This window comes from Microbacterium murale, assembly GCF_030815955.1.
In the GTDB taxonomy this organism is placed as follows: domain Bacteria; phylum Actinomycetota; class Actinomycetes; order Actinomycetales; family Microbacteriaceae; genus Microbacterium; species Microbacterium murale_A.
Genome location: NZ_JAUSXK010000001.1, coordinates 995,495 through 1,020,741, shown reverse-complemented (window position 1 = coordinate 1,020,741; position 25,247 = coordinate 995,495). Strand labels below are relative to the sequence as shown.

At 66.8% G+C, this 25,247-nt stretch carries 24 protein-coding genes; 14 read left to right on the top strand and 10 right to left on the bottom strand.

Going from position 1 to position 25,247, the window contains the following annotated elements; translation table 11 throughout:
* Positions 1 to 39: 39 nt before the first annotated feature.
* A complete protein-coding gene (locus QFZ46_RS05030; RefSeq protein WP_307358971.1) occupies positions 40 to 1,983 on the bottom strand; it encodes a DUF6807 family protein in 1,944 nt (647 codons plus the stop codon).
* A 171-nt stretch (positions 1,984 to 2,154) separates the two neighbouring features.
* Between QFZ46_RS05030 and QFZ46_RS05025 the strand changes: the two genes are divergently transcribed.
* The 9 genes from QFZ46_RS05025 (at position 2,155) to QFZ46_RS04985 (ending at position 11,253) form a co-directional block, all read left to right on the top strand.
* Positions 2,155 to 3,318 (top strand): Gfo/Idh/MocA family protein, encoded by a 1,164-nt coding sequence (locus tag QFZ46_RS05025; RefSeq protein ID WP_307358968.1) that lies wholly within the window; start codon positions 2,155 to 2,157, stop codon positions 3,316 to 3,318.
* Positions 3,315 to 4,520, top strand: coding sequence for a dihydrodipicolinate synthase family protein (locus QFZ46_RS05020; protein ID WP_307358965.1), 1,206 nt, complete (start codon positions 3,315 to 3,317; stop codon positions 4,518 to 4,520). Before QFZ46_RS05025 ends, QFZ46_RS05020 begins: the two co-directional genes overlap by 4 nt.
* Positions 4,517 to 5,383 carry a sugar phosphate isomerase/epimerase family protein gene (locus QFZ46_RS05015; RefSeq protein WP_307358963.1) on the top strand — a complete coding sequence of 289 codons (867 nt, stop codon included), beginning with the start codon at positions 4,517 to 4,519 and terminating at the stop codon, positions 5,381 to 5,383. The genes QFZ46_RS05020 and QFZ46_RS05015 overlap by 4 nt, the downstream gene beginning before the upstream one ends.
* Positions 5,384 to 5,417: 34 nt before the next feature.
* Entirely contained in the window at positions 5,418 to 6,188 is a 771-nt protein-coding gene (locus QFZ46_RS05010; protein WP_307358961.1) for a sugar phosphate isomerase/epimerase family protein, read from the top strand.
* Between the two features lie 9 nt (positions 6,189 to 6,197).
* Positions 6,198 to 7,259, top strand: coding sequence for a LacI family DNA-binding transcriptional regulator (locus tag QFZ46_RS05005; RefSeq protein WP_307358960.1), 1,062 nt, complete (start codon positions 6,198 to 6,200; stop codon positions 7,257 to 7,259).
* Positions 7,256 to 8,371 carry a glycerate kinase gene (locus QFZ46_RS05000; RefSeq protein WP_307358958.1) on the top strand — a complete coding sequence of 372 codons (1,116 nt, stop codon included), beginning with the start codon at positions 7,256 to 7,258 and terminating at the stop codon, positions 8,369 to 8,371. The genes QFZ46_RS05005 and QFZ46_RS05000 overlap by 4 nt, the downstream gene beginning before the upstream one ends.
* A gap of 94 nt (positions 8,372 to 8,465) precedes the next feature.
* Entirely contained in the window at positions 8,466 to 9,329 is an 864-nt protein-coding gene (locus QFZ46_RS04995) for an ABC transporter permease (protein WP_307358956.1), read from the top strand.
* Between the two features lie 50 nt (positions 9,330 to 9,379).
* Complete coding sequence (locus QFZ46_RS04990; RefSeq protein WP_307358954.1) at positions 9,380 to 10,417, top strand: ABC transporter substrate-binding protein; 1,038 nt, start codon at positions 9,380 to 9,382, stop codon at positions 10,415 to 10,417.
* Between the two features lie 44 nt (positions 10,418 to 10,461).
* Positions 10,462 to 11,253 (top strand): ABC transporter ATP-binding protein, encoded by a 792-nt coding sequence (locus QFZ46_RS04985; protein ID WP_307358952.1) that lies wholly within the window; start codon positions 10,462 to 10,464, stop codon positions 11,251 to 11,253.
* 15 nt (positions 11,254 to 11,268) lie between these two features.
* On the opposite strand, the gene pgm is transcribed toward QFZ46_RS04985, so the two are convergent.
* Positions 11,269 to 12,912, bottom strand: a complete 1,644-nt coding sequence (gene pgm / locus QFZ46_RS04980) for a phosphoglucomutase (alpha-D-glucose-1,6-bisphosphate-dependent) (RefSeq protein ID WP_307358949.1) — start codon at positions 12,910 to 12,912, stop codon at positions 11,269 to 11,271.
* A gap of 93 nt (positions 12,913 to 13,005) precedes the next feature.
* On the opposite strand from pgm, the gene pheA reads away from it, so the two are divergent.
* Positions 13,006 to 13,956: a prephenate dehydratase gene (gene pheA, locus QFZ46_RS04975; protein WP_307358946.1), complete on the top strand. Its 951-nt coding sequence runs from the start codon at positions 13,006 to 13,008 to the stop codon at positions 13,954 to 13,956.
* Positions 13,957 to 13,963: 7 nt separating this feature from the next.
* Here pheA and QFZ46_RS04970 read toward each other — a convergent pair whose 3' ends face one another.
* The 4 genes from QFZ46_RS04970 to QFZ46_RS04955 form a co-directional block, all read right to left on the bottom strand.
* Positions 13,964 to 14,188, bottom strand: a complete 225-nt coding sequence (locus QFZ46_RS04970) for a methyltransferase (RefSeq protein ID WP_307358944.1) — start codon at positions 14,186 to 14,188, stop codon at positions 13,964 to 13,966.
* Between the two features lie 70 nt (positions 14,189 to 14,258).
* A complete protein-coding gene (locus QFZ46_RS04965; protein ID WP_307358941.1) occupies positions 14,259 to 15,314 on the bottom strand; it encodes an LLM class flavin-dependent oxidoreductase in 1,056 nt (351 codons plus the stop codon).
* A 95-nt stretch (positions 15,315 to 15,409) separates the two neighbouring features.
* A complete protein-coding gene (locus tag QFZ46_RS04960) occupies positions 15,410 to 15,637 on the bottom strand; it encodes a DUF2795 domain-containing protein (RefSeq protein ID WP_307358939.1) in 228 nt (75 codons plus the stop codon).
* A 35-nt stretch (positions 15,638 to 15,672) separates the two neighbouring features.
* Complete coding sequence (locus tag QFZ46_RS04955) at positions 15,673 to 16,095, bottom strand: Hsp20/alpha crystallin family protein (protein ID WP_307358936.1); 423 nt, start codon at positions 16,093 to 16,095, stop codon at positions 15,673 to 15,675.
* 120 nt (positions 16,096 to 16,215) lie between these two features.
* Here QFZ46_RS04955 and QFZ46_RS04950 point away from each other — a divergent pair, with 120 nt between their 5' ends.
* Both QFZ46_RS04950 and QFZ46_RS04945 read left to right on the top strand, forming a co-directional pair.
* Positions 16,216 to 16,500: a MerR family transcriptional regulator gene (locus QFZ46_RS04950; protein ID WP_307358934.1), complete on the top strand. Its 285-nt coding sequence runs from the start codon at positions 16,216 to 16,218 to the stop codon at positions 16,498 to 16,500.
* Between the two features lie 71 nt (positions 16,501 to 16,571).
* Positions 16,572 to 18,302, top strand: a complete 1,731-nt coding sequence (locus tag QFZ46_RS04945) for a cation:proton antiporter (RefSeq protein WP_307358932.1) — start codon at positions 16,572 to 16,574, stop codon at positions 18,300 to 18,302.
* Between the two features lie 133 nt (positions 18,303 to 18,435).
* Here QFZ46_RS04945 and QFZ46_RS04940 read toward each other — a convergent pair whose 3' ends face one another.
* The 4 genes from QFZ46_RS04940 to QFZ46_RS04925 all read right to left on the bottom strand — a co-directional run bounded on the left by QFZ46_RS04940 (position 18,436) and on the right by QFZ46_RS04925 (position 21,483).
* Positions 18,436 to 19,848, bottom strand: coding sequence for a dicarboxylate/amino acid:cation symporter (locus tag QFZ46_RS04940; RefSeq protein ID WP_307358931.1), 1,413 nt, complete (start codon positions 19,846 to 19,848; stop codon positions 18,436 to 18,438).
* 170 nt (positions 19,849 to 20,018) lie between these two features.
* Entirely contained in the window at positions 20,019 to 20,255 is a 237-nt protein-coding gene (locus QFZ46_RS04935; RefSeq protein WP_307358929.1) for a helix-turn-helix domain-containing protein, read from the bottom strand.
* The gene (locus tag QFZ46_RS04930; RefSeq protein WP_307358926.1) at positions 20,252 to 20,863 is read right to left on the bottom strand and encodes a hypothetical protein; all 612 of its coding nucleotides are present in this window, start codon (positions 20,861 to 20,863) and stop codon (positions 20,252 to 20,254) included. Before QFZ46_RS04930 ends, QFZ46_RS04935 begins: the two co-directional genes overlap by 4 nt.
* Positions 20,863 to 21,483, bottom strand: coding sequence for a hypothetical protein (locus QFZ46_RS04925; protein WP_307358923.1), 621 nt, complete (start codon positions 21,481 to 21,483; stop codon positions 20,863 to 20,865). Before QFZ46_RS04925 ends, QFZ46_RS04930 begins: the two co-directional genes overlap by 1 nt.
* A gap of 149 nt (positions 21,484 to 21,632) precedes the next feature.
* Between QFZ46_RS04925 and QFZ46_RS04920 the strand changes: the two genes are divergently transcribed.
* Both QFZ46_RS04920 and QFZ46_RS04915 read left to right on the top strand, forming a co-directional pair.
* Positions 21,633 to 22,454, top strand: a complete 822-nt coding sequence (locus QFZ46_RS04920) for an EamA family transporter (RefSeq protein ID WP_307358920.1) — start codon at positions 21,633 to 21,635, stop codon at positions 22,452 to 22,454.
* A gap of 122 nt (positions 22,455 to 22,576) precedes the next feature.
* Positions 22,577 to 25,105 carry an ATP-dependent Clp protease ATP-binding subunit gene (locus tag QFZ46_RS04915; RefSeq protein WP_307358916.1) on the top strand — a complete coding sequence of 843 codons (2,529 nt, stop codon included), beginning with the start codon at positions 22,577 to 22,579 and terminating at the stop codon, positions 25,103 to 25,105.
* The last annotated feature ends 142 nt before the right edge of the window (positions 25,106 to 25,247 follow it).

Below are 25,247 nucleotides of genomic sequence, written 5' to 3'. Positions count from 1 at the left end.
CGGAGAGCCCGTAGAGGCCCGTCGTTGCGTGGAAGGGGCTCAGGCCCCTGCGCCGAGAAGCGCCGCGACCTCGGCATCCTCAAGCCGCCCATCGGCGACGACGCCGCGGAACGAGAGCGTCACGCTCGCGCCGGCATCCAGCAGCAGCGGTTCCTCCCAGGCGAGAGCCGAACCGATCCCCGGGTAGTCGGCGACTCGCACGAACCAGGGGTCGGATGCGGTGCGTGGGTCATCGGCGGCGAGTGCGACGGTCGCCTCGCCATCAGGGAATCGAGCGCTGAACGCAATCCACGGTGACTTCGCGCCATGCGTGGCTTCCTCGCCCGATGCGTCAGAGGTGCGCACATCGACGTGTGATGCGGAGGGGAAGCGCCAGGCGAAGCCGCCGTAGCCCCCGCCGACGCGCCCATGAGTGCCTGGGCTGCCGAGCTCGACCGGCTCGTCGAGCGCGCGCAGGTTCGTTCGGGCCACGAATCTCCAGGCGCGCGGGTCGGGCGACGAATGCACGCGCCACGACGTCTCCTCTATGAGCAGCGTCGCACCCGTCGGTGTGATCCAGTTCGCGGTGGCGGAGAAGCCGTCGTCGGTGCGGGTGAGCGCGGTGGTCTCGATCCGCCCATGATCGGCGCGCCAGCGGTAGCCGAAGTCCTCGGTGTAGGTCGGTCCGCCCCAGAAGTTCACGCCGTTCGCGTGCTGCACCCCGATCGATGCGCCGAGATGCCAGTCGTGATCGGCAGGATGCGCGTCCGTGACGACGACCCCGCCCAGGGTGCGGACCGGATGCAGGAACGGGCGGGGCGCAGACGTCGGCGTGACAGCAGAGCCGTCGTCCCGAACCGCCACGATGCGCGCGTCGACCGCGATGTCCTCGGTGGTGCCGGAGGGCGCGATCTGCGCGAAGGGTGCATGCACTTCGCTGAACAGTGCACCGGCACGCGCGGCACGCTCGACCCAATGCGCGATGTCGTCGACGGTGACGCGGTCTTCGGCCGTCGTGATCGATGCATCCGGGATACGGATGGGATCGGGCGCCCTGCGCACGGCTTCGAGCACTTCCATGTATGCGCCGGTGCCGATGAGTGGCGACGAGAGAGGCGTTCCGTGGTCGCGGTGGTCGAGGAGCTCTTCGAACAGGTCGGTGCGTCCGGTGCGCACGACGTGGCCGTCGGCGTATCTGAGGTCGTCCGTCGTGTACGAGAACGTCACATCCTCGCCAGGTGTGCGCACTTCGATGAGGGGCTCCGCGAGCTCGGCAGATGCCAGGGTCAGCGCGCCGGTGACGATACGGCCGTCGGCGAGCGTGATCCGGACGCTCGACGTGTCATCGGCTTCGATCTCGGCGGCGCGGTAGAGCTCGAGTTCGACGTCGGCGATGTCTTCTCTCCGCCGCGCGCCCGCGATGTGCAGCGCGGTGGCGATCGCATGCGAGATGGCGTTGGTGAGAACGCCGTCCACGACCGGCTGCCCGTTCAGCACCCGACGTCCTGCCCACGCCGAGCGGGTCCAATAGGCACGGTCGCGGCTCCAGTGCGCCCAGGTCGCCACTGAACTCGGAGTGCCCAACGTGGCGATCTCGGCGAGGGCGTGCGAGCCGAAGCTCTGGAACCCGACCTGGATCGCGCGGCCTGTGCGCTCCTGGAGTGCGAGAAGTTCGGTGAACTGCTCCATAGTGGCGACCGGGGGCTTCTCGAGATAGACGTCGGAGCCTGCTTCGAGCGCTCGCGCGGCAAGGGCGAAGTGCGTGTTCGTCGGGGTCGCGACGATGACGATGTCGGGGCGGACGCCCGAATCCAGCGCCGCATCGAGTGTGGGCCAGCTCGGCACATTCGATCCAAAGCCCTCGGCGGGGCCGCCTTTCGGGTCGGCGAGTGCCACCAGTTGTATTCGGGATCCGAGACGCTCCAGGTTCCGGAGGTGGACAGCGCCGAATCCGTGGGCGCCGACGAGGAGGACGGCGGCGGTGGCGCGGGGTGTGTCGGTCATGTCATCTCCACTGGAGCGGATGCTGCACTCATTCATCTCCAGCGTACTGGAAAGCGTTTACTCGGAGGACCCTCACGCTGCTGCTTGCGGCATGCCCATTCCGGTGGCAGACTCTTGGAAAGCGTTTACCCGCTTCCCGCACACTCAGTCGGAAACACAGAAGGATCACACATGTCACAGGCGACGACCCGCGAGATCGGCATCATCATGAACGGCGTCTCCGGGCGCATGGGGTACCGGCAGCACCTGGTGCGCTCCATTCTCGCGATCCGTGACCAAGGCGGCATCGAACTGGCCGACGGCACGAAGGTCACGGTGAAGCCGATCCTCGTCGGACGCAGTGAGGCCAAGCTGGCAGAGCTCGCCGCCCTGCACGGCATCGATGACTACACCACCGATCTCGATGCGGCCCTCGCCGATCCGAAGTGGGAGATCTACGCCGATTTCCTCGTGACGAAGGCGCGTGCCTCCGCCATCCGCAAGGCCATTGCCGCCGGCAAGGCGATCTACACCGAGAAGCCGACGGCCGAGTCGCTGGAGGAGGCGCTCGAGCTCGCCCGTCTCGCGAAGGATGCCGGGGTCAAGACCGGCGTTGTGCACGACAAGCTCTACCTGCCGGGCCTTCAGAAGCTCAAGCGCCTGATCGACTCGGGCTTCTTCGGCCGCATCCTCTCGGTCCGCGGAGAGTTCGGCTACTGGGTGTTCGAGGGCGATTGGCAGCCGGCGCAGCGTCCGAGCTGGAACTACCGCACCGAAGACGGCGGCGGCATCATCACCGACATGTTCCCGCACTGGAACTACGTGCTGGAGAACCTGTTCGGCGAGGTCAAGAGCGTCTACGCGCAGGCCGCGACCCACATCCCCGAGCGCTGGGATGAGAAGGGCGAGAAGTACGTCGCGACCGCGGAGGATGCCGCCTACGGAATCTTCGAACTCGAAGGCGGCATCGTCGCCGAGATCAACTCCAGCTGGACGGTGCGGGTGAACCGTGACGAGCTGGTGGAGTTCCAGGTCGACGGCACGCACGGCTCGGCAGTCGTCGGACTGTTCGGCGCGAAGATCCAGCCGCGCAACGCCACCCCGAAGCCGGTGTGGAACCCCGATCTCGAAGACTCGCACGACTACGACACCGACTGGCAGAGCGTGCCGACCAACGACGTCTTCCTCAACGGATTCCGCCAGCAGTGGGAGGAGTACCTGACCTCGTTCGTCGAAGGCACCGACTACCCGTTCGACCTGCTCGCCGGCGCCAAGGGCGTGCAGTTCGCCGAGGCGGGGCTGACATCGAGCGCCGAAGGCCGCAAGGTCACGATCGCGCCGTTGACGCTGTCATGAGCAGCCTTCGACTTCTCGCGCCGGACGGCACGACATCGGATGCTGCGCTGAATGATTCCGGTATCTACACCCGCCCCACCGCGCCACTGCAGAGCCGCGTCGCCTACGCCGCCGCGCACGTCGTTCCCCAGGTGCACGCCGACAACACTCCTGGACAGCCGGCCGATATCGACTGGGACGCGACCCTTGCGTTCCGTCGCAACGTCTACTCCTGGGGGCTCGGCGTCGCCGACGCCATGGATACGGCACAGCGCAACATGGGGCTGGATGCCGCCGCGACCCGCGAGCTCATCGCCCGCAGCGCTCAGGTCGCGCGTGAAGAGGGCGGATCGGTCGTGGTCGGCGTCAACACCGATCACCTTGCGTCTGATCACGGCATCGAGACGCACATCACGCTCGACCAGGTCATCGACGCCTATAAGGAGCAGCTGCACTTCACGGAGGAGCAGGAGGGGGCCGGCCCAGTGCTGATGGCATCGCGCCATCTCGCGCGGGTGGCGACGGGGGCCGATGACTACCGTCGCGTGTACCGAGAGGTGCTGCAGTCGGCGACCGTGCCTGTCGTGCTGCACTGGCTCGGCACCGCATTCGACCCGGCGCTGGAAGGCTATTTCGGCGCGAAGGACTGGCAGACGGCATCCGAAGTGCTTCTCCAGGTCATCGCGGAGAACCAGGACAAGGTCGCCGGCGTCAAGATGAGCCTGCTCAACGCGGAGTCCGAGATCTCGGTGAGAGAGCGTCTGCCGCATGGCGTGCGCATGTTCACCGGCGACGACTTCAACTACGTCGGTCTGATCGGCGGCGACACGATCGGCGAGGGTGACGGCCATTCCGACGCGCTGCTGGGTGCCTTCGCGGCGATCACACCCGTGGCATCCGCCGCGATCCAGGCACTCGACGCCGGCGATCCGGACGCGTATCGTCGCATCCTCGGTCCCACCGAGGAGCTCAGCCGTCAGGTGTTCGCCGCGCCGACGTTCTACTACAAGACCGGCGTCGCATTCCTCTCCTGGCTCAACGGGCACCAGCCCGCCTTCCAGATGGTCTCCGGCCTGCACTCCGCCAGGAGCCTGCCGCACCTCAGCCGCATCGTCGAGCTCGCGAACGCCTCGCTCGCCCTCGAGAACCCCGAACTCGCTCGAGAGCGTTGGCACGGGATGCTGCGACTGAACGGCATCGATGCGGGAGGGGCGGACGCATGAGTGCCCCGGACCCGCGCCTGTCGATCAACCAGGCCACCATCAAGTATTCGAACCTCGAAGAGGCGCTGAGAGTCACCGCCGGGGCGGGGATCCACGCGATCGGTCTCTGGCGGGAGCCGGTGAACGAGGTCGGACTCGACGTGGCGGCGCGGATGCTGGCCGACTCCGGTCTGCGGTTCTCCACGCACTGCCGTGGCGGGTTCTTCACTCTGCCGGACGGTCCGCAGCGCCGCGCGGCGCTCGACGACAACCGCAGGGCGATCGAGGAGACGGCGACGCTCGCCGCCGCCGGCGCCGACGGTTCGACCGCCGTGCTCGTGCTGGTCGCCGGCGGTCTTCCCGAAGGCGACCGTGACCTCATCGGCGCGCGGGAACGGGTGCGTGACGCCATCGGTGCGCTGGCACCAGACGCGAAGGCCGCCGGCGTGACGCTGGCGATCGAGCCGCTGCATCCGATGTACGCCTCCGACCGCGCCGTCGTCTCGACGCTGGGGCAGGCTCTCGACATCGCCTCCGACTTCGATGCCGAGGTCGTCGGCGCCGCTGTCGACACCTTCCACATCTGGTGGGATCCTCAGGTGCTCGAGCAGATCGCGCGCGCGGGCCGCGAGGGCCGTATCGCGACGTACCAGGTGTGCGACTGGAAGACCCCGTTGCCCGCAGATGTGCTGCTCGGGCGGCACTACATGGGTGACGGAGTGATCGATTTCGCCTCGCTCACCCAGGCCGTGGTCCAGACCGGCTACGACCGTGACATCGAGGTGGAGATCTTCAACGCGGACATCTGGGCCGATGCCCCGGAGCACGTGGTGCGGCGCACGGCCGAGGCGTTCACAGCGACAGTGTCGCCGCATCTGCGCTGAACCTGTGTGCCCATCCGCTTGAGAGGATGACGTCATGACTGCGATCCGTCCTGGCCTGTGCTCGGTGACGTTCCGCGCGCTCGCACCTGAGCGCATCGTCGACCTCGCTGCGGATGCCGGGCTCGCTGCGATCGAGTGGGGCGGCGACGGACACGTGCCCCCTGGCGATCTTGTTCGCGCTGAGCAGATGGCGAGGGCCACCGCGGATGCCGGACTCGTCGTCGCCTCATACGGCTCGTACTTCCGCGCGGAGGCCGATGAAGATCTCACACCGATCCTCGACAGCGCAGAAGCCCTCGGCGCCGACCGTGTGCGCATCTGGGCGGGGCGACTCGGCTCGGTCGAGGCGACCGCTGACGAAAGAGCATCGACCATCGCACGACTGCAGTCCGCGGCATCCGAGGCGCAACGACGGGGTATCGGCCTCGCCCTCGAGTTCCACGCCGGAACGCTCGCCGACAGCGCTCCGGCGACGCTGAGCGTGCTGAGCGAGGTCGACAGCACGGCGCTCAGCACGTATTGGCAGCCGACGGTCGCCGCATCCGATGACATCGCACTCGCCGAGTACGAGGCGGTCGCGATGCACACGAGTGCTGTGCACGTCTTCTCGTGGTGGCCCCAGACCCAGCGGCTGCGCTTGCACGAGCGCGGCGAGCTCTGGCGACGCATCTTCGCTGCCGCGGCGGCGCAAAGCGCCCCTCCGCGCGACGCGCTGCTCGAGTTCGTGCCGGACGACGACCCTGCCCTCCTCGCCGCGGAAGCCGCGACGCTGCGGGGCAGCATCCGGTCCGCTTCCCCTCGTTAGGATCAACGCATGACCCCTCGTGAATCGCGTCCGCGCTCCGATACGCCGACGCTGCACGATGTCGCACGCGAGGCGGGGGTGTCGCTCGCGACGGCCTCTCGCGTGCTGAACGGCTCAGCACGCAAGGTCGCCGAATCGTTCCGCGAACGCGTCGAGGCGACGGCCGAACGGCTGGGTTACACCGCGAACGCCTCTGCGCAGGCCACGGCGCGTGGAACGTCCGCGGTGATCGCCCTGCTCGTCGCCGACATCGCCGACCCCTATTTCGGACAGATCGCCTCCGGTGTCGCGCGCGGCGCTGATGAGGAGGGCCTGATCGTCACCATCGCGATCACCGAGCGCGACGAGGCGCGTGAGAGGAAGATCCTGCGCGCGCTGCGCGGACAGCACCCCCGCGGCGTGATCCTGGCCGCATCGCGCACCGACGACGGTGAGAAGTCCACGGATGAGGAGCTGTCGGCGTTCAGGTCTCTGGGCGCGCGCACCGTGACGTTCGGACCGGGCGGGGATCGCAGCATCCGGATCGACAACCACGGTGGCGCCGAGCGTCTGGGGCGCGAGATGGCTCGCATCGGATATCGGCAGGCGATCGTGATCGGGGCGGCAGAGGGCGTGCGCACCTCCGACGACCGGCTCGGCGGATTCCAGGCCGGATTCGCTGCCGGCGGCGGCACGGTCTCGCGGGAGTATCGGGGCCGCTTCGCTCGCGAGTCGGGCGTGACGTCGATGGCGGCGGCGCTCGCCGACGGCGTGGAGCCGGGGACTCTCGTGTTCGCGCTCAGCGACGTGATCGCCGTCGGAGCGATGACGGCGATCCGTGACGCGGGACGATCGGTCGGCGGCGACATCGCGATGTGCGGGTTCGATGACATTCCCGTGAGCCGCGATGTCACCCCGCAGCTCACCACCGTCGGCGTGCCGCTGAGCGACTTCGGCTACCAGGCCTTCAGAGCGACGGTCGACGACGAATGGCAGCAGTCCGAACCCCCGCTCGAGGTGCTCGTGCGTGGGAGTACCCCGGGCCTGTCGGACACACCGGATCAGCCGAACGCACCGGGTCTCGCGCGATGACCCGCGTCGTCATCGCACCGGACAGCTTCAAAGGGACGATCACGGCGGCGGATGCTGCGGAATCGATCGCGCGCGGATGGCGTTCTGTCGATCCGGCGACCGAGATCGTGCTCAGACCGATGGCCGATGGGGGAGAGGGCACTGTCTCGGCGTTCGCCGCTGCGGTCGCAGGTTCCGAGCGGATGCCTCTCACCGTCGACGGCCCTGCTGGAGCGCGAGTGGAGACGGACTGGCTGCTGCTTCCGGCATCCGAAGACGCACCGCGCGGCACCGCGGTGATCGATCTCGCCTCGACGTCGGGGATCGAGCTGCTGGACGAGTTGCGTCCGTTCGATGCCCACTCCGGTGGATTCGGCCAGGCGATCGCCGCTGCGCTCGATCATGGCGTCTCCCGGCTCGTGCTGGGGATCGGCTCGAGTGCATCGACGGACGGCGGGCTCGGGATGCTGGCCGCGCTCGGCGCGCGATTCATCGATGCCGAGGGTCTGGATGTCGAGCCGGGCGCTCGCGGCCTGCTGCGTGTCGCAGCCGTCGACCTTTCGGGGCTTCGAGCCGCGCCGGAGGTGCTCGTGCTCTCCGACGTGACGAATCCGCTCACCGGCGCTCGCGGCGCCGCTCATGTGTTCGGGCCGCAGAAGGGCCTGGTGGACACTGCCGATCGCAACAGCGTCGACGCTGCGCTCGCGCACCTCGCCGACCTGCTCGGGCTGGATGAGTCGACCAGCGGAGCAGGAGCGGCCGGCGGCGTCGGCGGTGCGCTGGTCGTGTGGGGTGCCCGACTGGTCCCCGGCGCGGGTGAGGTGGCTCGGCTCATCTCGCTGGCCTCTGAGGTGCATGCTGCGGATGCGGTGATCACCGGCGAGGGCTCCTACGACGGGCAGTCCGGCGACGGCAAGGTGCCCTCATTCGTCGCTGCTCTCGCGGCGGATGCCGGTGTGCCGGCACTGATCATCGCCGGACGCATCACCGTGGATGCCGATCGCGGTCTGTTCGCGGCATCCGCTTCGCTGACCGACCTCGCCGGTTCAGCAGACGCTGCGCTCGCCGAACCAGCGCACTGGCTCACCGCCGCAGGCGCGGTACTCGCGGAGAGCGTTTTCCGCACAGATTGACATGGCTGTGCCGGAGACATAAACTCGCTCCATACTCTTTGGGAATACGCTTTCCCATCGCACCCCACCCGCAGACGAAGATGTCGAGGATTCCATGTCGTCACCCCAGAACGCCACCATGACGCTTGCCGTCGCGCAGGGCAAGGATCGCGATCCTCGCGAGCCGAACGTGATCGTCGGCTGGCTGTCGCGCAACTGGCACCCGGTGGTCTTCGTCATCGCCGTGTTCGCGCTGTGGTGGGTCGCAACCGCCCTGAAGTGGGTGCAGCCGTTCATCATCCCGTCCCCGGCTGACACCTGGAACGCCTTCGCCGACAACTTCGCGTATCTGATGCAGCACACCTGGGTGACGACGTACGAGACGGTGATCGGGTTCGTCATCGCCGTGATCATCGGGCTCTTCGTGGCCGTCGTCATGGTCTACTCCAGGGGCTTGGAGCAGACGCTCTACCCGGTGATCCTGTTCGCTCAGGTCATCCCCAAGATCGCGATCGCCCCGCTGTTCGTCGTCTGGCTCGGGTTCGGCGCGGAGCCGAAGATCCTCGTCGCCGTCCTGATGGCGTTCTTCCCCGTCGTGATCTCCGGTCTCGCGGGCCTTCGCACGGTCGACCCCGAGATCCTGCAGCTCGCCTCCACCATGGGCGCGGGAAAGTTCAAGACCTTCCTCAAGGTTCGTCTGCCCGCATCACTGCCGGAACTGCTGTCGGGGCTGAAAGTGGCTGCGACCCTTGCCGTCACCGGTGCGGTCGTCGGCGAATTCGTCGGCGCGAACGAGGGGCTCGGCTACGTCATCCTGCAGGCCAACGGAAACCTCGACACCGCGATGCTCTTCGCCGCGCTCATCATCATGTCGCTCATGGGCGTCATCCTCTTCGGCATCATCCAGATCGCCGAGAAGTTCCTCATTCCCTGGCATGCCTCCAAACGCGATGTCGCGTCAGCCACCGTGCGGCTCTGACCGCTCTCCGAACCCCGCACCCAACAGCACCCAACGAAAGCAGGAGTCTGATGAAGAAGTCAGGAACCGTCCTCAGCTCGATCGCTCTGATCGCTGCATCCGCGCTCGCCCTCACCGGCTGCGGGGGCGCGAGCGAGACCCCGTCAGGCGACGGAGGTGACGCGCCCGCTGAAATGACCGATGTCACTCTCATGCTCAACTGGTACCCGTACGGAGAGCACGCGGCGTTCTACTACGGCGTCGAGCAGGGCATCTTCGAGGAGCACGGCATCAACCTCACCATCGAGGCCGGTCAGGGATCCACGAAGACCGCGCAGGCTGTCGGACAGGGCCAGGTCGACTTCGGCTGGGCGGACACCCCCGCAGTGCTCGCCAACATCGACAAGGGCGTCGCGATCAAGAGCGTCGGCGTCTTCCTGCAGACCACGCCATCGGCCGTGCAGGTCTTCGCAGACTCCGGCATCGAGAGTCCCGAGGATCTGAAGGGCAAGACGATCGCGGTCTCGGCAGGCGATGCGCCGACCACGACGTTCCCTACGTACCTCGAAGCTGTCGGGCTGAGCGAATCCGACGTCACGCAGCAGAACCTCGACGCGACGGGCAAGATGGCTGCGATGCTCTCCGGACAGGTCGACGGGCTGATCGGCTTCGCACACGACCAGGGCCCGACGATCGCTGCGAAGAGCGGCAAGGACGTCGAGTACCTCCGCTACTCGGACGCTGGCCTGAACTTCTTCAGCAACGGGCTCGTCGCCCCGACCTCGACGATCGAGAGCGATCCGGAACTCGTCAAGGAGCTCGTCGCCGCGACGTCGGAGTCCTTCATCGCCGCGCAGGAGGATCCGGAGGCGGCGGTCGCCGCGATGGACGGCAAGGACCCGCAGATGCCCGAGAAGGACGTGCTGCTGGACCAGTGGGAAGAGACCATCAAGCTGCTCACCACCGACGCCACCGAAGGCAAGGCGCCTGGCGTGAACGCGACGGAGGATTGGGAATCGACCCTCACGGTGCTGACGGATGCCGGCCTCATCTCCGGTGAGGGAGACGTCGACACCTACTTCGACGCGTCCTTCGCGCCCGGCGAGTAGCGAGATCTCGGATGCCGACGCAGCAGATTCAGGAAAGAGCAGACATGGCGCAGACACCCAGCAGTGATTCCGTGCTGGAGATCAAGGATCTCGCGATCACATTCGCGTCCAAACGCGGACAGGTCACAGCGCTCGAAGGTGTCGACCTCGATGTGAAAGCGGGGGAGTTCATCACGATCGCCGGCCCGTCCGGATGCGGCAAGTCGACGCTCCTGAAGGCTGTCGCCGGTCTCACCACTCCCAGTGGCGGATCGATCAAGCTGCGCGGGGACGAGGTTCGTGGTCCGCGCCAGGACATCGGGTTCGTGTTCCAGCGGGCCGCTCTGCTGGAGTGGCGGAGCGTGCGGGGCAACATCCTGCTGCAGGCGGAGATGCGCGGCATGAACATGCGCAAGGCGCAGGCACGCGCGGACGAGCTGATCGAGATGACCGGACTCACCGGCTTCGAGAAGGCGCTTCCACATGAGCTGTCCGGCGGCATGCAGCAGCGGGTGTCACTGTGCCGTGCGCTGCTGCACGAGCCCGGCGTGCTGCTGATGGACGAACCGTTCGGCGCGTTGGATGCGCTGACCCGCGAGCGGATGAACGTCGAGCTCAACCGGATCACGAGCCAGACCGGTACGACCGTGCTGCTCGTGACGCATTCGGTGGCCGAAGCGGTGTACCTCGCCAGTCGCGTCGTCGTCATGAGTCCGCGGCCCGGCCACATCCTCGAGGAGCACCGCGTCGACCTGCCGGCCCAGCGCGACTATGCGGCCGTGCTGGAGACGCCGGAGTTCCACCGCGTCTCCAGCCGCGTGCGCGAGCTGCTCGGGGCCCCGGCCGTCGCCGACTGAGGTCCCGCGGTCGTGTCAGTCGCCGAGCGCGGCCGACACGACCGCGCGAGCCTCGTCCTGGACCTCGGCGAGATGCTCTGCGCCGAGCAGGCTCTCGGCATAGAGCTTGTAGACGTCCTCGGTGCCTGACGGACGCGCGGCGAACCATGCGTGCTCGGTCTGCACCTTCAGCCCGCCGATCGCCGCACCGTTGCCCGGTGCGTGCGAGAGCTTCGCCACGATCTTCTCGCCGGCCAGCTGCGTCGCGCCGACGGCATCCGGAGCGAGCTTTCCGAGGGTGGCCTTCTGCTCCGGCGTTGCAGGAGCATCGACGCGCTGATACGCGGATGCTCCGAACGCCTGCTCCAGTTCGGCATAGCGCTCAGACGGAGTCTTGCCGGTCACAGCGATGATCTCGGCCGCGAGCAGGCAGAGCAGGATGCCGTCCTTGTCGGTCGACCAGACAGAGCCGTCCCGGCGCAGGAACGATGCACCAGCCGACTCCTCACCGCCGAATGCGACGGAGCCGTCGAGCAGCCCTGGCACGAACCACTTGAAGCCGACCGGCACCTCCAGCAGTCGGCGACCCAGCGACTCGGCAACGCGGTCGATGATCATCGATGAGACGAGGGTCTTGCCTATCGCGGCATCCCGCGGCCACTCCGCGCGGTGCGAGAACAGATAGTCGATCGCGACCGCGAGGTAGTGGTTGGGGTTCATGAGCCCGGCGTCGGGGGTGACGATGCCGTGACGATCGGCATCGGCGTCGTTGCCCGTGAGCACGTCGAAATCCCCACGTCGAGCGACCAACGACGCCATGGCATTCGGCGAGGACGGATCCATCCGGATCTTCTCGTCCCAGTCCAGTGTCATGAAACGCCAGGTCGGATCGACCTCGGGGTTCACGACCGTGAGGTCGAGACCGTGCACCTCTTTGATGAGCTGCCAGTACTCGACGGATGCTCCGCCCAGCGGGTCTGCGCCGATCCGAACGCCAGCAGCCTTGATCGCATCCACGTCGATGATCGTCGGCAGGTCACGCACGTACGCGTCACGGAAGTCGTAGCTCGGAAGCGAGTCCCAGTCGATGTCGGCGAAGCTCTTGCTCTTCACGGCCTCGAGGCCGCCCTCGATCAGCTCATTCGCCCTGTCGGCGATCCAGCCGGTGGCATCGGCATCGGCGGGGCCGCCGTGCGGCGGGTTGTACTTGAAGCCGCCGTCGCGCGGCGGGTTGTGCGACGGTGTCACGACGATGCCGTCGGCCCGGCCCGCAGCATCCGGAGCCAGATCGCGGTTGTACGTGAGGATGGCGTGGCTGAGCGCCGGGGTCGGCACATACGAGTCGCGAGAATCGACGCGCAGGTCGACGTCATTGGCGATCAGCACCTCGATCGCACTGCGCTCCGCCGGCAGCGACAGCGCATGCGTGTCACGGCCGAGGAACAGCGGGCCGGTGATCCCCTGCGACTGGCGGTAGTCGACGATCGCCTGGGTGGTGGCGAGGATGTGCTGTTCGTTGAAGCTCTTCGACAGGGAAGAGCCGCGGTGGCCGCTGGTGCCGAACACCACGCGCTGCGCCGGGACCGACGGATCAGGAACGCGGTCGTAATATGCGGCGATCAGTTCGTCGACATCGATGAGGTCACTTTCCTCCGCGGGGAGGCCGGCACGGCTCGTCATGAGTTCAGTCTGCCCCGATCTGGTGTCGAACGCATCATCAGGAGCCGGGCCCTCAGCGCATTGACAAACTCTGGAACCACGGGTGGGGCTAGGGTGAAACGCGTGACTGAACGCCGTACCTACAGCTACCTCGGACCCGCGGGAACCTTCACGGAAGCCGCACTCGATCAGGTGGCAGAGGCGTGGGGCCAGGAACGACGGCCGGTGCTCAACGTCGGCGAGGCGCTCGCCGATGTTCTCGAGGGCCGCAGCCACGCGGCGATGATCGCGATCGAGAACTCCATCGAGGGCGGTGTCTCCACCACGCAGGACGCACTCGCGACACTGCCGGGGCTCCGCATCATCGGCGAATACCTGGTGAAGGTGAACTTCGTCCTCGTCGCCGCTCCTGGCACGAAGCTCGAAGATGTGACGTCGATCGCCGCGCATCCGGTCGCGTACGCACAGTGCCATGGATGGCTCGGAGAACATCTGCCGAGGCACTCGCATGTGCCTGCCGCCAGCAACGTGGCATCCGCGATCGGAGTGCTCGACGGCACACTGCCCGCGCAGGCGGCGATCGCTCCTCCGGGGATCGTGCAGCATTACGACGTCGACGTGCTCGCCTCCGAGATCGGCGACAACACCTCGGCGGTGACGCGGTTCGTGCTCGTGACCCGCACCTCGGCACCCGCGGAACCCACCGGTGCCGACAAGACATCCCTGATCGTCGAGCTTCCCAACGATCGCCCTGGCGCACTGCTCGAGATGCTCGAGCAGTTCTCGACCCGCGGCATCAATCTGTCGCTCATCGAATCACGGCCGATCGGCGATGAGCTCGGCCGCTACCGGTTCGTGCTGGATGCGGACGGGCACGTGCAGGATGAGCGGATGGCGGATGCGCTGCTCGGCATCCGCCGCTTCAGCCCGCGCGTCGTGTTCCTCGGCTCATACCCCCGGGCGGACCGGCAGATCGTGCACTACCCCGACCGCTATGCCGACGACGTGTTCGTCGAGGCGCGCGATTGGTTGCGAGACCTGCTCTCCGGCGCACCGGAGGAGTGAGCCCCGCTCAGTGCTCCTGGTAGCGAGGCCAGCCGCTGCCGGGGCGCATGTGCGAGTACAGCGCACCCTTGGCGACTTCGAGTGACGGATAGCTGCCGGTCTCGGCATCCGCCCCGCTCATCACGACGACGTATCCGTCATCTGAATGACGGATGCTGCCGACGACCCCGTTCGTTCCGTACGCAACCCAGAGACCTCGGGTCCTGCTTTTCACAGACGCAGTAGTGCTCATCTTTGAACTCCTTCCGACACTGCCGACCGTACCCCCACGCCTCCGATAAGGCCATAGGTGCACGCCGGAACTACAGCGCGGCGGCGATGAGCTTCAGTGTCTGTGCGCGACCGGCGGCGGAGTCCATCGGCTCCGCGTCGTACGCGCCTGCAACAGGAGAGAGCATGACCTCGTCGACGCCGTACTTCTCGGCGAACGCGCGCACCTCTGCGGCGACCGATTCCCCAGTGCCGACGAACCAGCGCTCCCGTGCCGCCTGCACGACCTGCTCGGTCGCGGCGTCCGCCTCGGCGATGCCGGCGGCGATCGCCTCTTCCACGGTCTCGAGCGCCGTGAGCGGCTTGTTCAGGCGCAGACGCGACATCATGCGCAGCTGCGGCAGTGCGCGAGCCTCGGCCTCCTCTGCTGTGGGGGAGGCGACGGCGTTGACGGTGAGGAACGTGCGCGGCGTTGGATGCGCCTCGCTGGGCTGGTACCCGGACCGGTAGAGGTCGAGCGCCCGCTCGAGTCCCTGGCCGGAGAAGTGGTTGGCGAAGACGTACGGCAAGCCGTGGGATGCTGCGAGCTGCGCCGAGTAATCGCTCGAGCCGAGCAGCCAGACGATGGGCGCGCCGGTGGCTGCGGGCGTCGAGTGCACGGTGTACTCGCCGCCGGAGGTGAAGCGCACTGTCGCGCCCTCACCCGACAGCAGCAGCGAGATGTCCTGCACGTAGCGCGGGAACTGTTCGACATCGCTGGTGGTGCCGGTCGTGCGCAGCAGCTGCGTGATCACGGGGTCGCTGCCGGGTGCGCGCCCGAGACCGAGGTCGATGCGGCCCGGTGCGATGGCCTCGAGCGCGGCGAACTGCTCGGCGACGATGAGGGGTGCGTGGTTCGGCAGCATGACGCCGCCCGAGCCCAGTCGCATCCGCTCGGTGCGTGATGCCGCGGCCGCGATCAGCACCGGGGGAGTGGTGGATGCCACGGCCGGCATGTTGTGGTGCTCGGCGAACCAGTAACGGCGGTAGCCGAGCCGGTCGGCGATCTCAGCGAGACCGAGGGATGCGGCGATCGCCTCTGCACTGGTCTGGCCGGTGCGCACCGGGACGAGGTCGAGTACGGACAGGGCAGGGGCTACGGAAGTCATCACCGGACGCAACAGAAGGGGAGGGCGGGGAATTCCCGTCCTCCCCTTCTCGGTGACGCAGTCGGCCGTCGGTTGAGCTTCGGCCTCACGCCGCGTCAGGCGAGCGCCGGCTCGACCGACGTGAAGGCGCCGGAGAGTGCCCGTGCGCCGAGGCGGTACTTGATGTGCCAGCCTGCGCTGTAGCTCTGCTCGGGGAGTCCTTCGAGCAGAGCGATGTCAGCTGGCCCGAGTCCGTCCCGAGTCGCCTCGCGCAGAAGGTCATCCTTCGTGGCCGGATACTCCATGTCGGCGAGGAACTGACTCATCTCGGGAGAAATGCGCATCTCGATACTCCTTTCATCGTGTTGATCGGCTCAAGTCACGCGTCGATGGACTGCCGGTGCTCTCTGGATTCGATCTCGATCTTGCGGGGCTTCGCTCGCTCGCTGACAGGGATGATCACCGAGAGCACGCCACTCTCGTATGAAGCACTGATTCCTTCGAGATCGACGCCATCGCCGAGCGTGAACTGACGCAGGAAAGTTCCCGCGCCTCGTTCCCGCGCGAGCCAGCGGACGCCCTCCTGGTTATCGGCTGTGCGCTGCGCTCGCAGCGTGAGCTGCGCGCCGTCCAGATCGACGTCGATCGAACCAGGATCGACGCCGGGGAGATCGGCGTGCAGGACGTACCTTTCTCCATCGCGGAAGAGGTCCACCGGCATGAGCCGGGGCGCGCGAACGGAGTCGAGCACGCTCGCGGCGAAGCGATCGAGCTGACTGAATGGATCGAATGACATTGCCATGAGTTATCTCCTTCCATGCGGCCCGTGCGGGCAGTTACGGATACTTATCTGCATCCGTGCTATAGATTTGTTATAGAACAACGACCGAGAAAATTGCAAGCCTCTAAGGAAGTTCTCAGCATGGCCGAACGAAAGTCCTACACTCCGGTCTACGGCATCGCCGTGGCGGCGGCGCTGGTCGGGTTGCCCGAGGCGACTCTGCGTCTGTTCGAGAGCAAGGGGTTGCTGACACCGTCGCGCAGCGACGGCGGGACTCGCCGTTACAGCGACGACGACATCGAGCGGATGCAACGGGCGGCCAGGCTTCGCGACGACGGAATCAATATCGCAGGAATCAGCCGAGTGCTCGACTTGGAGGACGAGAACGCAGAGCTCCGCGGACAGCTCGACGAGTCATCGGAATGACAGACCGAGGCCTCCGTCTCGGTCCGTGACGCTCCCGTCGCGCTCACTGTCGGCCTCGCTAGCATTCACTCATGGATGCCACCCTGTTCTACGTGCTTGTCGGAGCGGTCATCGTGGCGGCGATCGCCCGATGGCGCGGATGGCCGGCTCCTCTGCTCGTCACGGTCGTCGCACTCGCGGCATCCTTCCTCCCCTTCGTGCCCGAGATGGCGATCGACGGGCACGTGCTGCTGAATCTAGTGCTCCCACCGCTGCTGTACTCGGCGGCGCTGGACGTGTCGTTCGTAGGCTTCAAGCGCAGCCTTCCGCAGATCCGTCGCCTTGGCATCTGGCTCGTGCTGATCACGGCGCTCATCGTCGGACTGGTCGCCTGGCTCATCTTCCCTGCACTCACGCTTCCCGGCGCGTTGCTGCTCGGCGCGATCGTCGCCCCACCGGATGCCGTCTCCGCCGCAGCCATTGGCCGCAAGCTCGGGCTGCCGAGGCGCGTCATGACAGTGCTCTCGGGTGAGAGCCTCATCAACGACGCCACCTCGCTGACGCTGTACCGGGTGTTCGCGGCGATCATCGCCGGTGCGACGCTCACGGTCTGGGACGGGATCTGGCAATTCGTGCTCGCGGTCGTGATCGGCGTCGTGATCGGCCTCGTGTTCGGCATCCTTCTCCACCAGCTGCGCATGCGCGTCGCCGACCCCGTCGTCATCGGCACCTTCGGGTTGCTCGTGCCGTTCGGGGCGTACGCGATCGCCGAGCACCTCGGTGGCTCCGGCGTGCTCGCGGTCGTCGCGATGGGCCTGTACGTCGGATACAACGCCCCGCGCACCGACTACACGACGAGGCAGCAGGAGGCGCCGCTGTGGCTCTCGGCCGATCTCCTGCTGGAGAGCTTCGTGTTCGCCTACATCGGCTTGCAGTTCCGTCGAGTGCTCGATGATCTCGGGGATGAGTCGGTGGAGCACATCCTGTTGCTCTCGGGTGCCGTGCTGCTGGTCGTGCTCGTCGTCCGTCCGCTCTTCATCTACCCCGCGCACGCCTGGGCGAGTTTCCAGGATCGGCGCCGCCTCGCCCGGTGGGATCGAACGGTCACGTCCGGAGCCTTCGACGAGCGTCGGCGAAAATCGAAGCGATGGGGGTCGTACAGCGCGGAAGAGCTGCGCACGCGCATCGTCAGGGAACGGATGGCGGGGCTGCAGCTGACCTGGAAGGACAACGCCGTCATCTCCTGGGCGGGCATGCGCGGGGTCGTGACCTTGGCGACGGCGCTCGCCGCGGCCGACATCGCAGAGCTTCCGACAGGGCCGTCGCATGCGATCGTCATCGTCGCCTTCATCGTCACTGTGGGCACTCTGCTGCTGCAGGGACTCACGCTGCCGTTGCTGATCCGCCGCCTCGGCGTGGCGAGCGATGTCGATCACGAAGCCGACGTGCAGGCTCTGGCCGCAGTGCGCGCGCGCAGCAAGCAGGCGGGCAAGGCCTTCCTCGCGGAGCAGCGCGCACTATGGGAGCAGAAGTACGGCGAGATCGATCTGCGGGCGTTCGACGCGTTCGCGAATCGTATGACCAAGGTCGAGACCGACACCGATCATGCCCAGGAGACGGAGGAGTCGGTCGCGCGGCCGTCTGCTGAGGATCTGGTCGCGCTGTCCCGCGGATGGCTGCAGGTGCGGCGCGAGGTGCTTCTCGAAGAACGCGACGCGGGGAACATCGACGAAGAGGTGATGCGGGAACTCATCACCGCGATGGATGCGGAAGAGCTGGCGCTCGACACCCGCGGCGCGATGCGGCTTCCCGGCCGCGCCTGAGTGGCCGCTTGCGCCGCGGCGGGAGCGTTGCTGTTGCTCGAGAAGGGACTTCTCGAATGAAAAGGGACTTCCTGCATGAGACTGGACGCGGGAACGCACGTCTCATGCAGGAAGTCCCTTCTCGTGCCTGGACTCAGCGAGCGGCGGCGGGCTCAGCTTCCACGGCGTCCTCGTCCGAGTCATCCGAGTCGTCCGCGAACGGCAGGCCCTCACGGGGAGCGTTGTACAGCTCCTCGTCGAGGATGCCCTCGCGCTTGGCGACGATCGTCGGCACGAGCGCCTGGCCTGCGACGTTGACCGCCGTGCGGCCCATGTCGAGGATCGGGTCGATCGCCAGGAGCAGTCCGACGCCCTCCAGCGGCAGGCCGAGAGTCGACAGCGTCAGCGTGAGCATGACGGTTGCTCCGGTGGTGCCGGCGGTGGCGGCCGAGCCCAGGACTGAGACGAGCACGATCAGCAGGTACTGGATGAAGTTCAGTTCGATGCCGAAGAACTGCGCGACGAAGATCGCGGCGATCGCGGGGTAGATCGCCGCGCAGCCGTCCATCTTCGTGGTCGAGCCGAAGGGGACGGCGAAGGATGCGTACGAGGCGGGCACTCCGAGGTTCCGCTCTGTGACGCGCTCGGTGAGCGGAAGCGTGCCGATCGAGGAGCGGCTGACGAATCCGAGCTGCACAGCGGGCCACACGCCGGTGAAGTACTGCTTGATCGAGAGTCCGTGGACCCTGACGAGGATCGGGTAGACGACGAAGATCACCAGGGCGAGACCGATGTAGACGGCGGCGGCGAACCACGCCAGCGAGGCGAGCTTCTCCCAGCCGTACTTGATCACGGCCGAGCCGATGAGGCCGAAGGTGCCGAGTGGAGCGATGCGGATGATCCACCACACCACGCGCTGGATGACCTTGAGCAGCGACTCCGTGAAGGCGAGGAACGGCTCGGCCTTCTTGCCGGCCTTCAGCGCGGCGATGCCGACGACGGCGGCCACGACGATCACCTGAAGGATGTTGAAGCTGATGCTGGATTCGACGGTGCCCGCATCCGCGTCGAACGAGCTGCTCACACCGATGCCGAGGAAGTTCTCGGGGATGAGGCCGAGGAGGAAGTTCCACCAGGTGCCGACTGCATAGGGCTCGCTCGGCTCCAGGCCGTCACCGGCGCGCGCACCCGGCTGGATCACGAGACCCAGCACGATTCCGATGGTCACGGCGATGAACGCGGTGATCGCGAACCAGAGCAGGGTCTGCCCCGCGAGGCGCGCGGCGTTCTGCACGCGGCGGAGGTTCGAGATGCTGGCGACGATCGCCGTGAAGATCAATGGCACGACGGCGGCACGCAGGATCGTGACGTACGAGCTGCCGATCGTGTCGAGCGTGGCCGACAGGCCGTTCGGGTTCTCCGCCGTGGCGCCGAGGTTGCGTCCGATGAGCCCGGCGGCGATGCCGAGCACGAGGGCTGCGAGGATCTGGAACCCGAACGACGTCAGCAGCTTCCGTGCGGGGCTGCGGGTGTCCGGCGCTTTCTGGGCGCGAGTGGTGCTGCTCATGAGACTCCAAGTCGAAGGGCGCTGGATGTGCGCCGTGCGGATCAACGTTAGGAGCAGTCATGCGTTCTCGGTGCGGAGATGACGAAGGATGACGGCTGCCGGGGCATCCGTCATCCCTGCGATGTCGCGCGACCTGCCGTCTCAGGCGCGGGAGATCACTCCGCGGGGGCTCACTCGTGCGGAGCGAGCACGAGCAACTCGCCGACCTCGCAGCCGAGTGCGTCGCAGATCGCCCGCAGCGTCGAGTAGCGGATCGCCCGTGCCCGGTCGTTCTTCAGCACCGACAGATTGACGATGCTCACCCCGACCCTCGCGCTCAGCTCGGTGAGCGTCATCCCGCGTTCGGCGAGCAACTCATCGAGTCGGCAGTGGATGCCGGTGTCCTCCTCTTCCGCAGCAGGAGTCATACGAGACCCTCAGCATCTTTCTGAAGCGCTGTCCCGCGGCGGAACACGATCACGAGCACGCCGACTGCGATGGCCGCAACCAGGAGCGGGACGGTCGCGAGATTGAATGCGGTCTGTCCGCGGAAGTCTTCGTCGATCGCGGCGAAGACGCCGTTGAGGCCCATGTTCCGGAACCAGTACTCGCCTGCCCAGGCGAGCAGCAGGCTCAACGACAATGCGAACAGCAGCCGCACATTCAGTTGATCGAAGACAGTTCCGCGCAGCATGCGGATGCAGCTCCACGCCCCGAGAGCGGCGGCGGCGGCGAGTCCGAGCGCGCCGAGAACGATGGCGAGGACGAGGCAGATCACGCTGACAGTGTTGACGTCCGCCACCACGAGCGTGCCGCTCGTGACGGTCGCCTCCGTTCCCTCACCGAGTCGCGTCGTGATCACCTGGGCTGGAATGTGTGCATCGACGGTGATGGCGCCCGGCGTCGCGAAGAGGGACACGACGGCGCTCGTGCCTCGGAACGATACGAATGCGATGACGAGTGCACCGACGATGATGCCGGTCCAGAGGTCGGTCCGATCGCGTCGGGCCTGCAGTTCGGGTGTACGGGCCATCATCACACCAATCCTTCCGTCTCGCGGTGCAGGCGCCGGCCGACTTCGAACGCGGTGGCCACGAGTGCAAGGGCGATGCCCCATCCGATCGGTGCGGGATCCAGCTGGTAGAGAAGCATCCAGAATCCACTCGTGTCGACGCCGGATGCCGTCAGCTGCTCGACCACCTGCGCGCGAGCGATCGCACCGAAGAAAGGGGCGACCGGTCCTGCGATGACGAGAGCGAATGCCGCGGTCGCGAGCACGGGTACCATCGACCGCCGGAACACCTGCTGCCGGATCAGTGACAGTCCCAGCCACCACAGCGCCGCGCATACGATCACCGTCGCCAGAGCGGGAAGCACGGCCTCCGCGAGCAGCAGCCAGCGGGTACCGGCATCCAGCGTCTCGAACGAGACCACCGATTGCGTGTACTCCGCCGCAGCGACGCCTTCGGCATCTGCAAGTGAAGTCATCTGCGCGCCCTCGACGGGCAGGCTCACGGGAACCGGCGACCCGAAGATCTCGATTCCCGCTCCGACGGCGCCGACGATGGATGCGATCCCGATGCTCACGGCACCGGTCGCGACCAGGCCGAGCGCCACCGCCTCGCTGAGGGACGGGCGTCCGTTGCGCTTGTTCATGAGACCCTCCATATCGATTATCGTTGTTATCGACTCCCGTTAACATAACGATTGTCGATAACGCCGTCAAGCGGGTCGGGAGATTAGCTCACCGGCGTCTTCGGCAAAACGCCCTGTTCGAACATCCGCCGGCAGGCGAGAGTCGGCGTGTGCTTGCTCTTGCGTCAGCCGTCGTCTACGGCATCGTCGACTTCGCCGGTGGCATTCTGTCTCGCCGGGTTCACTACGCATTCGTCGCATGGGTAGGGCAGATCGGCGGAATGGCGTTCGCTTTCATCGCAGCAGTCGTGGTCCCTGCCCGGCAGGTCGGAGTCGAAGATCTGGCGTGGGGAGCACTCTCCGGAATCGGCAGCGCGGTAACCATGCTGTTTCTGAACCGCGCCCTTGCGCGTGGTGCCATGAGCGTCGTGCTGCCCATCAGCGCCGTGACAGGAGTCGCGCTCTCCGTGCTGTGCGGAGTCTGGTTCCTCGGCGAACAGCCGGCGATGCCCGCCTGGTTCGGCATCCTGCTCATGCTGCCCGCGCTCTGGTTGGTATCCGGCGGTTCAGGTGACGGTCATCGTCCGGATGGAGTTCGAGACGGCCTCATCGCGAGTCTCGGCGTCGCTGTTCAATACATCGGGCTGGGCTTGGCTGGGCAGGAAAGCGGATTGTGGGCGGTGTTCGCTGGACGCGTCGCCGCCGTCGTCGTTCTCACACCGGTGCTCGCAACCGCAAAGAACGTACGGCCTGTGACGGGCAGAGACACGACGAAGGCGTTGCTGATCGGCGCCGGCGCCGCGCTCGGGCTCACCTTGTACCTGTTGGCGACCAGGGAGCAGCTGCTCGCCGTAGCCGTGACACTGGCTTCTCTGTACCCGGCGATTCCCGTTCTTCTCGGAATCGTCGTGCTGCATGAGAAACTCACTGCTCGTCGCGTCGTCGGTCTCGCCGCCGCGGGCGTAGCCGTCGTGCTGCTGAGTGCAGGGTGAGGCGCTATGCCGACGGCGAACACGGGCTTGCCGGGCCCGTACGGTCGTTACTCTCGATGTACAGGCGCTGAAGAGCCGTCTGGCGTCAGTGCATTCGCCCCGTGCGAACCAAGGAGTTGACAATGTTCGAGAGATTCACCGACCGTGCCCGTCGTGTCGTCGTCCTCGCCCAAGAAGAGGCGAAGATGCTCAATCACAACTACATCGGCACTGAGCACATCCTGCTCGGCCTCATCCACGAGGGTGAAGGCGTCGCCGCCAAGGCCCTCGAGAGCCTCGGCATCTCCCTCGACGCCGTGCGCGAGCAGGTGCAGGACATCATCGGTCAGGGCCAGCAGCAGCCCACCGGCCACATCCCGTTCACGCCGCGCGCCAAGAAGGTGCTCGAGCTGAGCCTGCGCGAAGCGCTGCAGCTCGGCCACAACTACATCGGCACCGAGCACATCCTGCTCGGCCTCATCCGCGAGGGTGAAGGCGTCGCCGCTCAGGTGCTCGTCAAGCTCGGCGCAGACCTGAACAAGGTGCGCCAGCAGGTCATCCAGCTGCTCTCCGGCGCTCCTGGCCGCGAGCCCGCAGCCGTCGGCGCGACCACCAACGACAGCCAGCAGGCCGCCCAGGGCGGATCCGCCGTGCTCGATCAGTTCGGCCGCAACCTCACCCAGGCCGCCCGCGACAACAAACTCGACCCGGTGATCGGGCGCGAGAAGGAGATCGAGCGGGTCATGCAGATCCTCTCCCGCCGCTCCAAGAACAACCCCGTCCTGATCGGTGAGCCCGGCGTCGGCAAGACGGCCGTCGTCGAGGGCCTCGCCCAGGCGATCGTCAAGGGCGATGTCCCCGAGACGCTGAAGGACAAGCAGCTCTACTCGCTCGACCTCGGTTCGCTCATCGCCGGTTCCCGCTACCGCGGTGACTTCGAGGAGCGCCTGAAGAAGGTCACCAAGGAGATCCGCACGCGCGGCGACATCATCGTCTTCATCGACGAGATCCACACCCTCGTGGGTGCGGGTGCCGCCGAGGGTGCGATCGACGCGGCCAGCATCCTGAAGCCGCTTCTCGCCCGTGGCGAGCTGCAGACGATCGGTGCGACGACGCTCGACGAGTACCGCAAGCACTTCGAGAAGGATGCTGCGCTCGAGCGCCGCTTCCAGTCCATCCAGGTCGCCGAGCCGAGCCTGCCCCACACGATCAACATCCTCAAGGGGCTGCGCGACCGCTACGAGGCGCACCACAAGGTGCAGATCACCGACGGCGCGATCGTCGCGGCTTCCAACCTCGCCGACCGCTATGTCGCCGACCGCTTCCTGCCGGACAAGGCCATCGACCTGATCGACGAGGCCGGCGCCCGCCTGCGCCTGTCGATCCTGTCCAGCCCGCCCGAGCTGCGCGAGTTCGACGACAAGATCGCCGCTGTGCGCGAGCAGAAGGAAGCGGCATCCGAGGAGCAGGACTTCGAGAAGGCCGCATCGCTGCGCGACGAGGAGAAGAGCCTCCTTGCCGAGCGCCTGCGCCTCGAGAAGCAGTGGCGCTCCGGTGACGTCGCGACCGCAGCAGTGGTCGACGAGGGTCTGATCGCCGAGGTTCTCGCACAGGCCACCGGCATCCCGGTGTTCAAGCTCACGGAAGAGGAGTCCTCGCGACTCGTCTTCATGGAGAAGGCGCTGCACCAGCGCGTCGTCGGGCAGGAAGAGGCCATCGCGGCGCTCTCCCGCACGATCCGTCGTCAGCGTGCCGGCCTGAAGGACCCGAAGCGCCCCTCGGGCTCGTTCATCTTCGCCGGCCCGACCGGCGTCGGAAAGACCGAGCTCGCCAAGGCTCTCGCCGAGTTCCTGTTCGACGACGAAGGCGCGCTTATCTCGCTCGACATGAGCGAGTTCGGCGAGAAGCACACCGTCTCGCGGCTGTTCGGTGCCCCTCCAGGATTCGTCGGATTCGAAGAGGGCGGCCAGCTCACCGAGAAGGTGCGCCGCAAGCCCTTCAGCGTGGTGCTGTTCGACGAGATCGAGAAGGCTCACCCCGACATCTTCAACTCGCTGTTGCAGATCCTCGAAGAGGGTCGCCTCACCGACGGCCAGGGTCGCGTGGTGGACTTCAAGAACACGGTCATCATCATGACGACCAACCTCGGCTCGTCCGCGATCGCCGGCGGCCCCGTGGGCTTCCAGATCGAGGGCAACGCGCAGACCAGCTACGAGCGGATGAAGGGCAAGGTTGACGAAGAGCTCAAGCGGCACTTCAAGCCCGAGTTCCTCAACCGTGTCGATGACGTCATCGTCTTCCCGCAGCTGTCGAAGGAAGAGCTCGTGCAGATCGTCGATCTGTTCGTCAAGCGCCTCAGCGACCGTCTGCTCGACCGCGACATGACGGTGGAGCTGTCGCAGCCGGCCAAGGAGCGTCTCATCGAGATCGGCTTCGACCCGGCCCTCGGCGCTCGTCCGCTGCGTCGTGCCATGCAGCGCGAGATCGAGGATCAGCTATCGGAGAAGATCCTGCACGGCGAGCTCAACCCCGGCGACCACGTGAAGGTGGATGCCGCGGACGGCAAGTTCCAGTTCGAGACCGCCCCGCGCGGCGAGAAGGTCTCGGTCGGCATCAACACCGGCGGCGCGATCACGTCGAGCCCCGACCTGGCGGCCGCTTCCGGCGAGTGAGCCTCTGAGCGAGAAGAGGGCGGATGCTTCGGCATCCGCCCTCTTTCGTGTCTGGTGCACGTCGGTCTGCCACGCTGGGGAAAACCCAGACGGCCAAGCGTGTCGGCGGCGAGTCGTATCCGGACACGCCGACCCTCGCCAT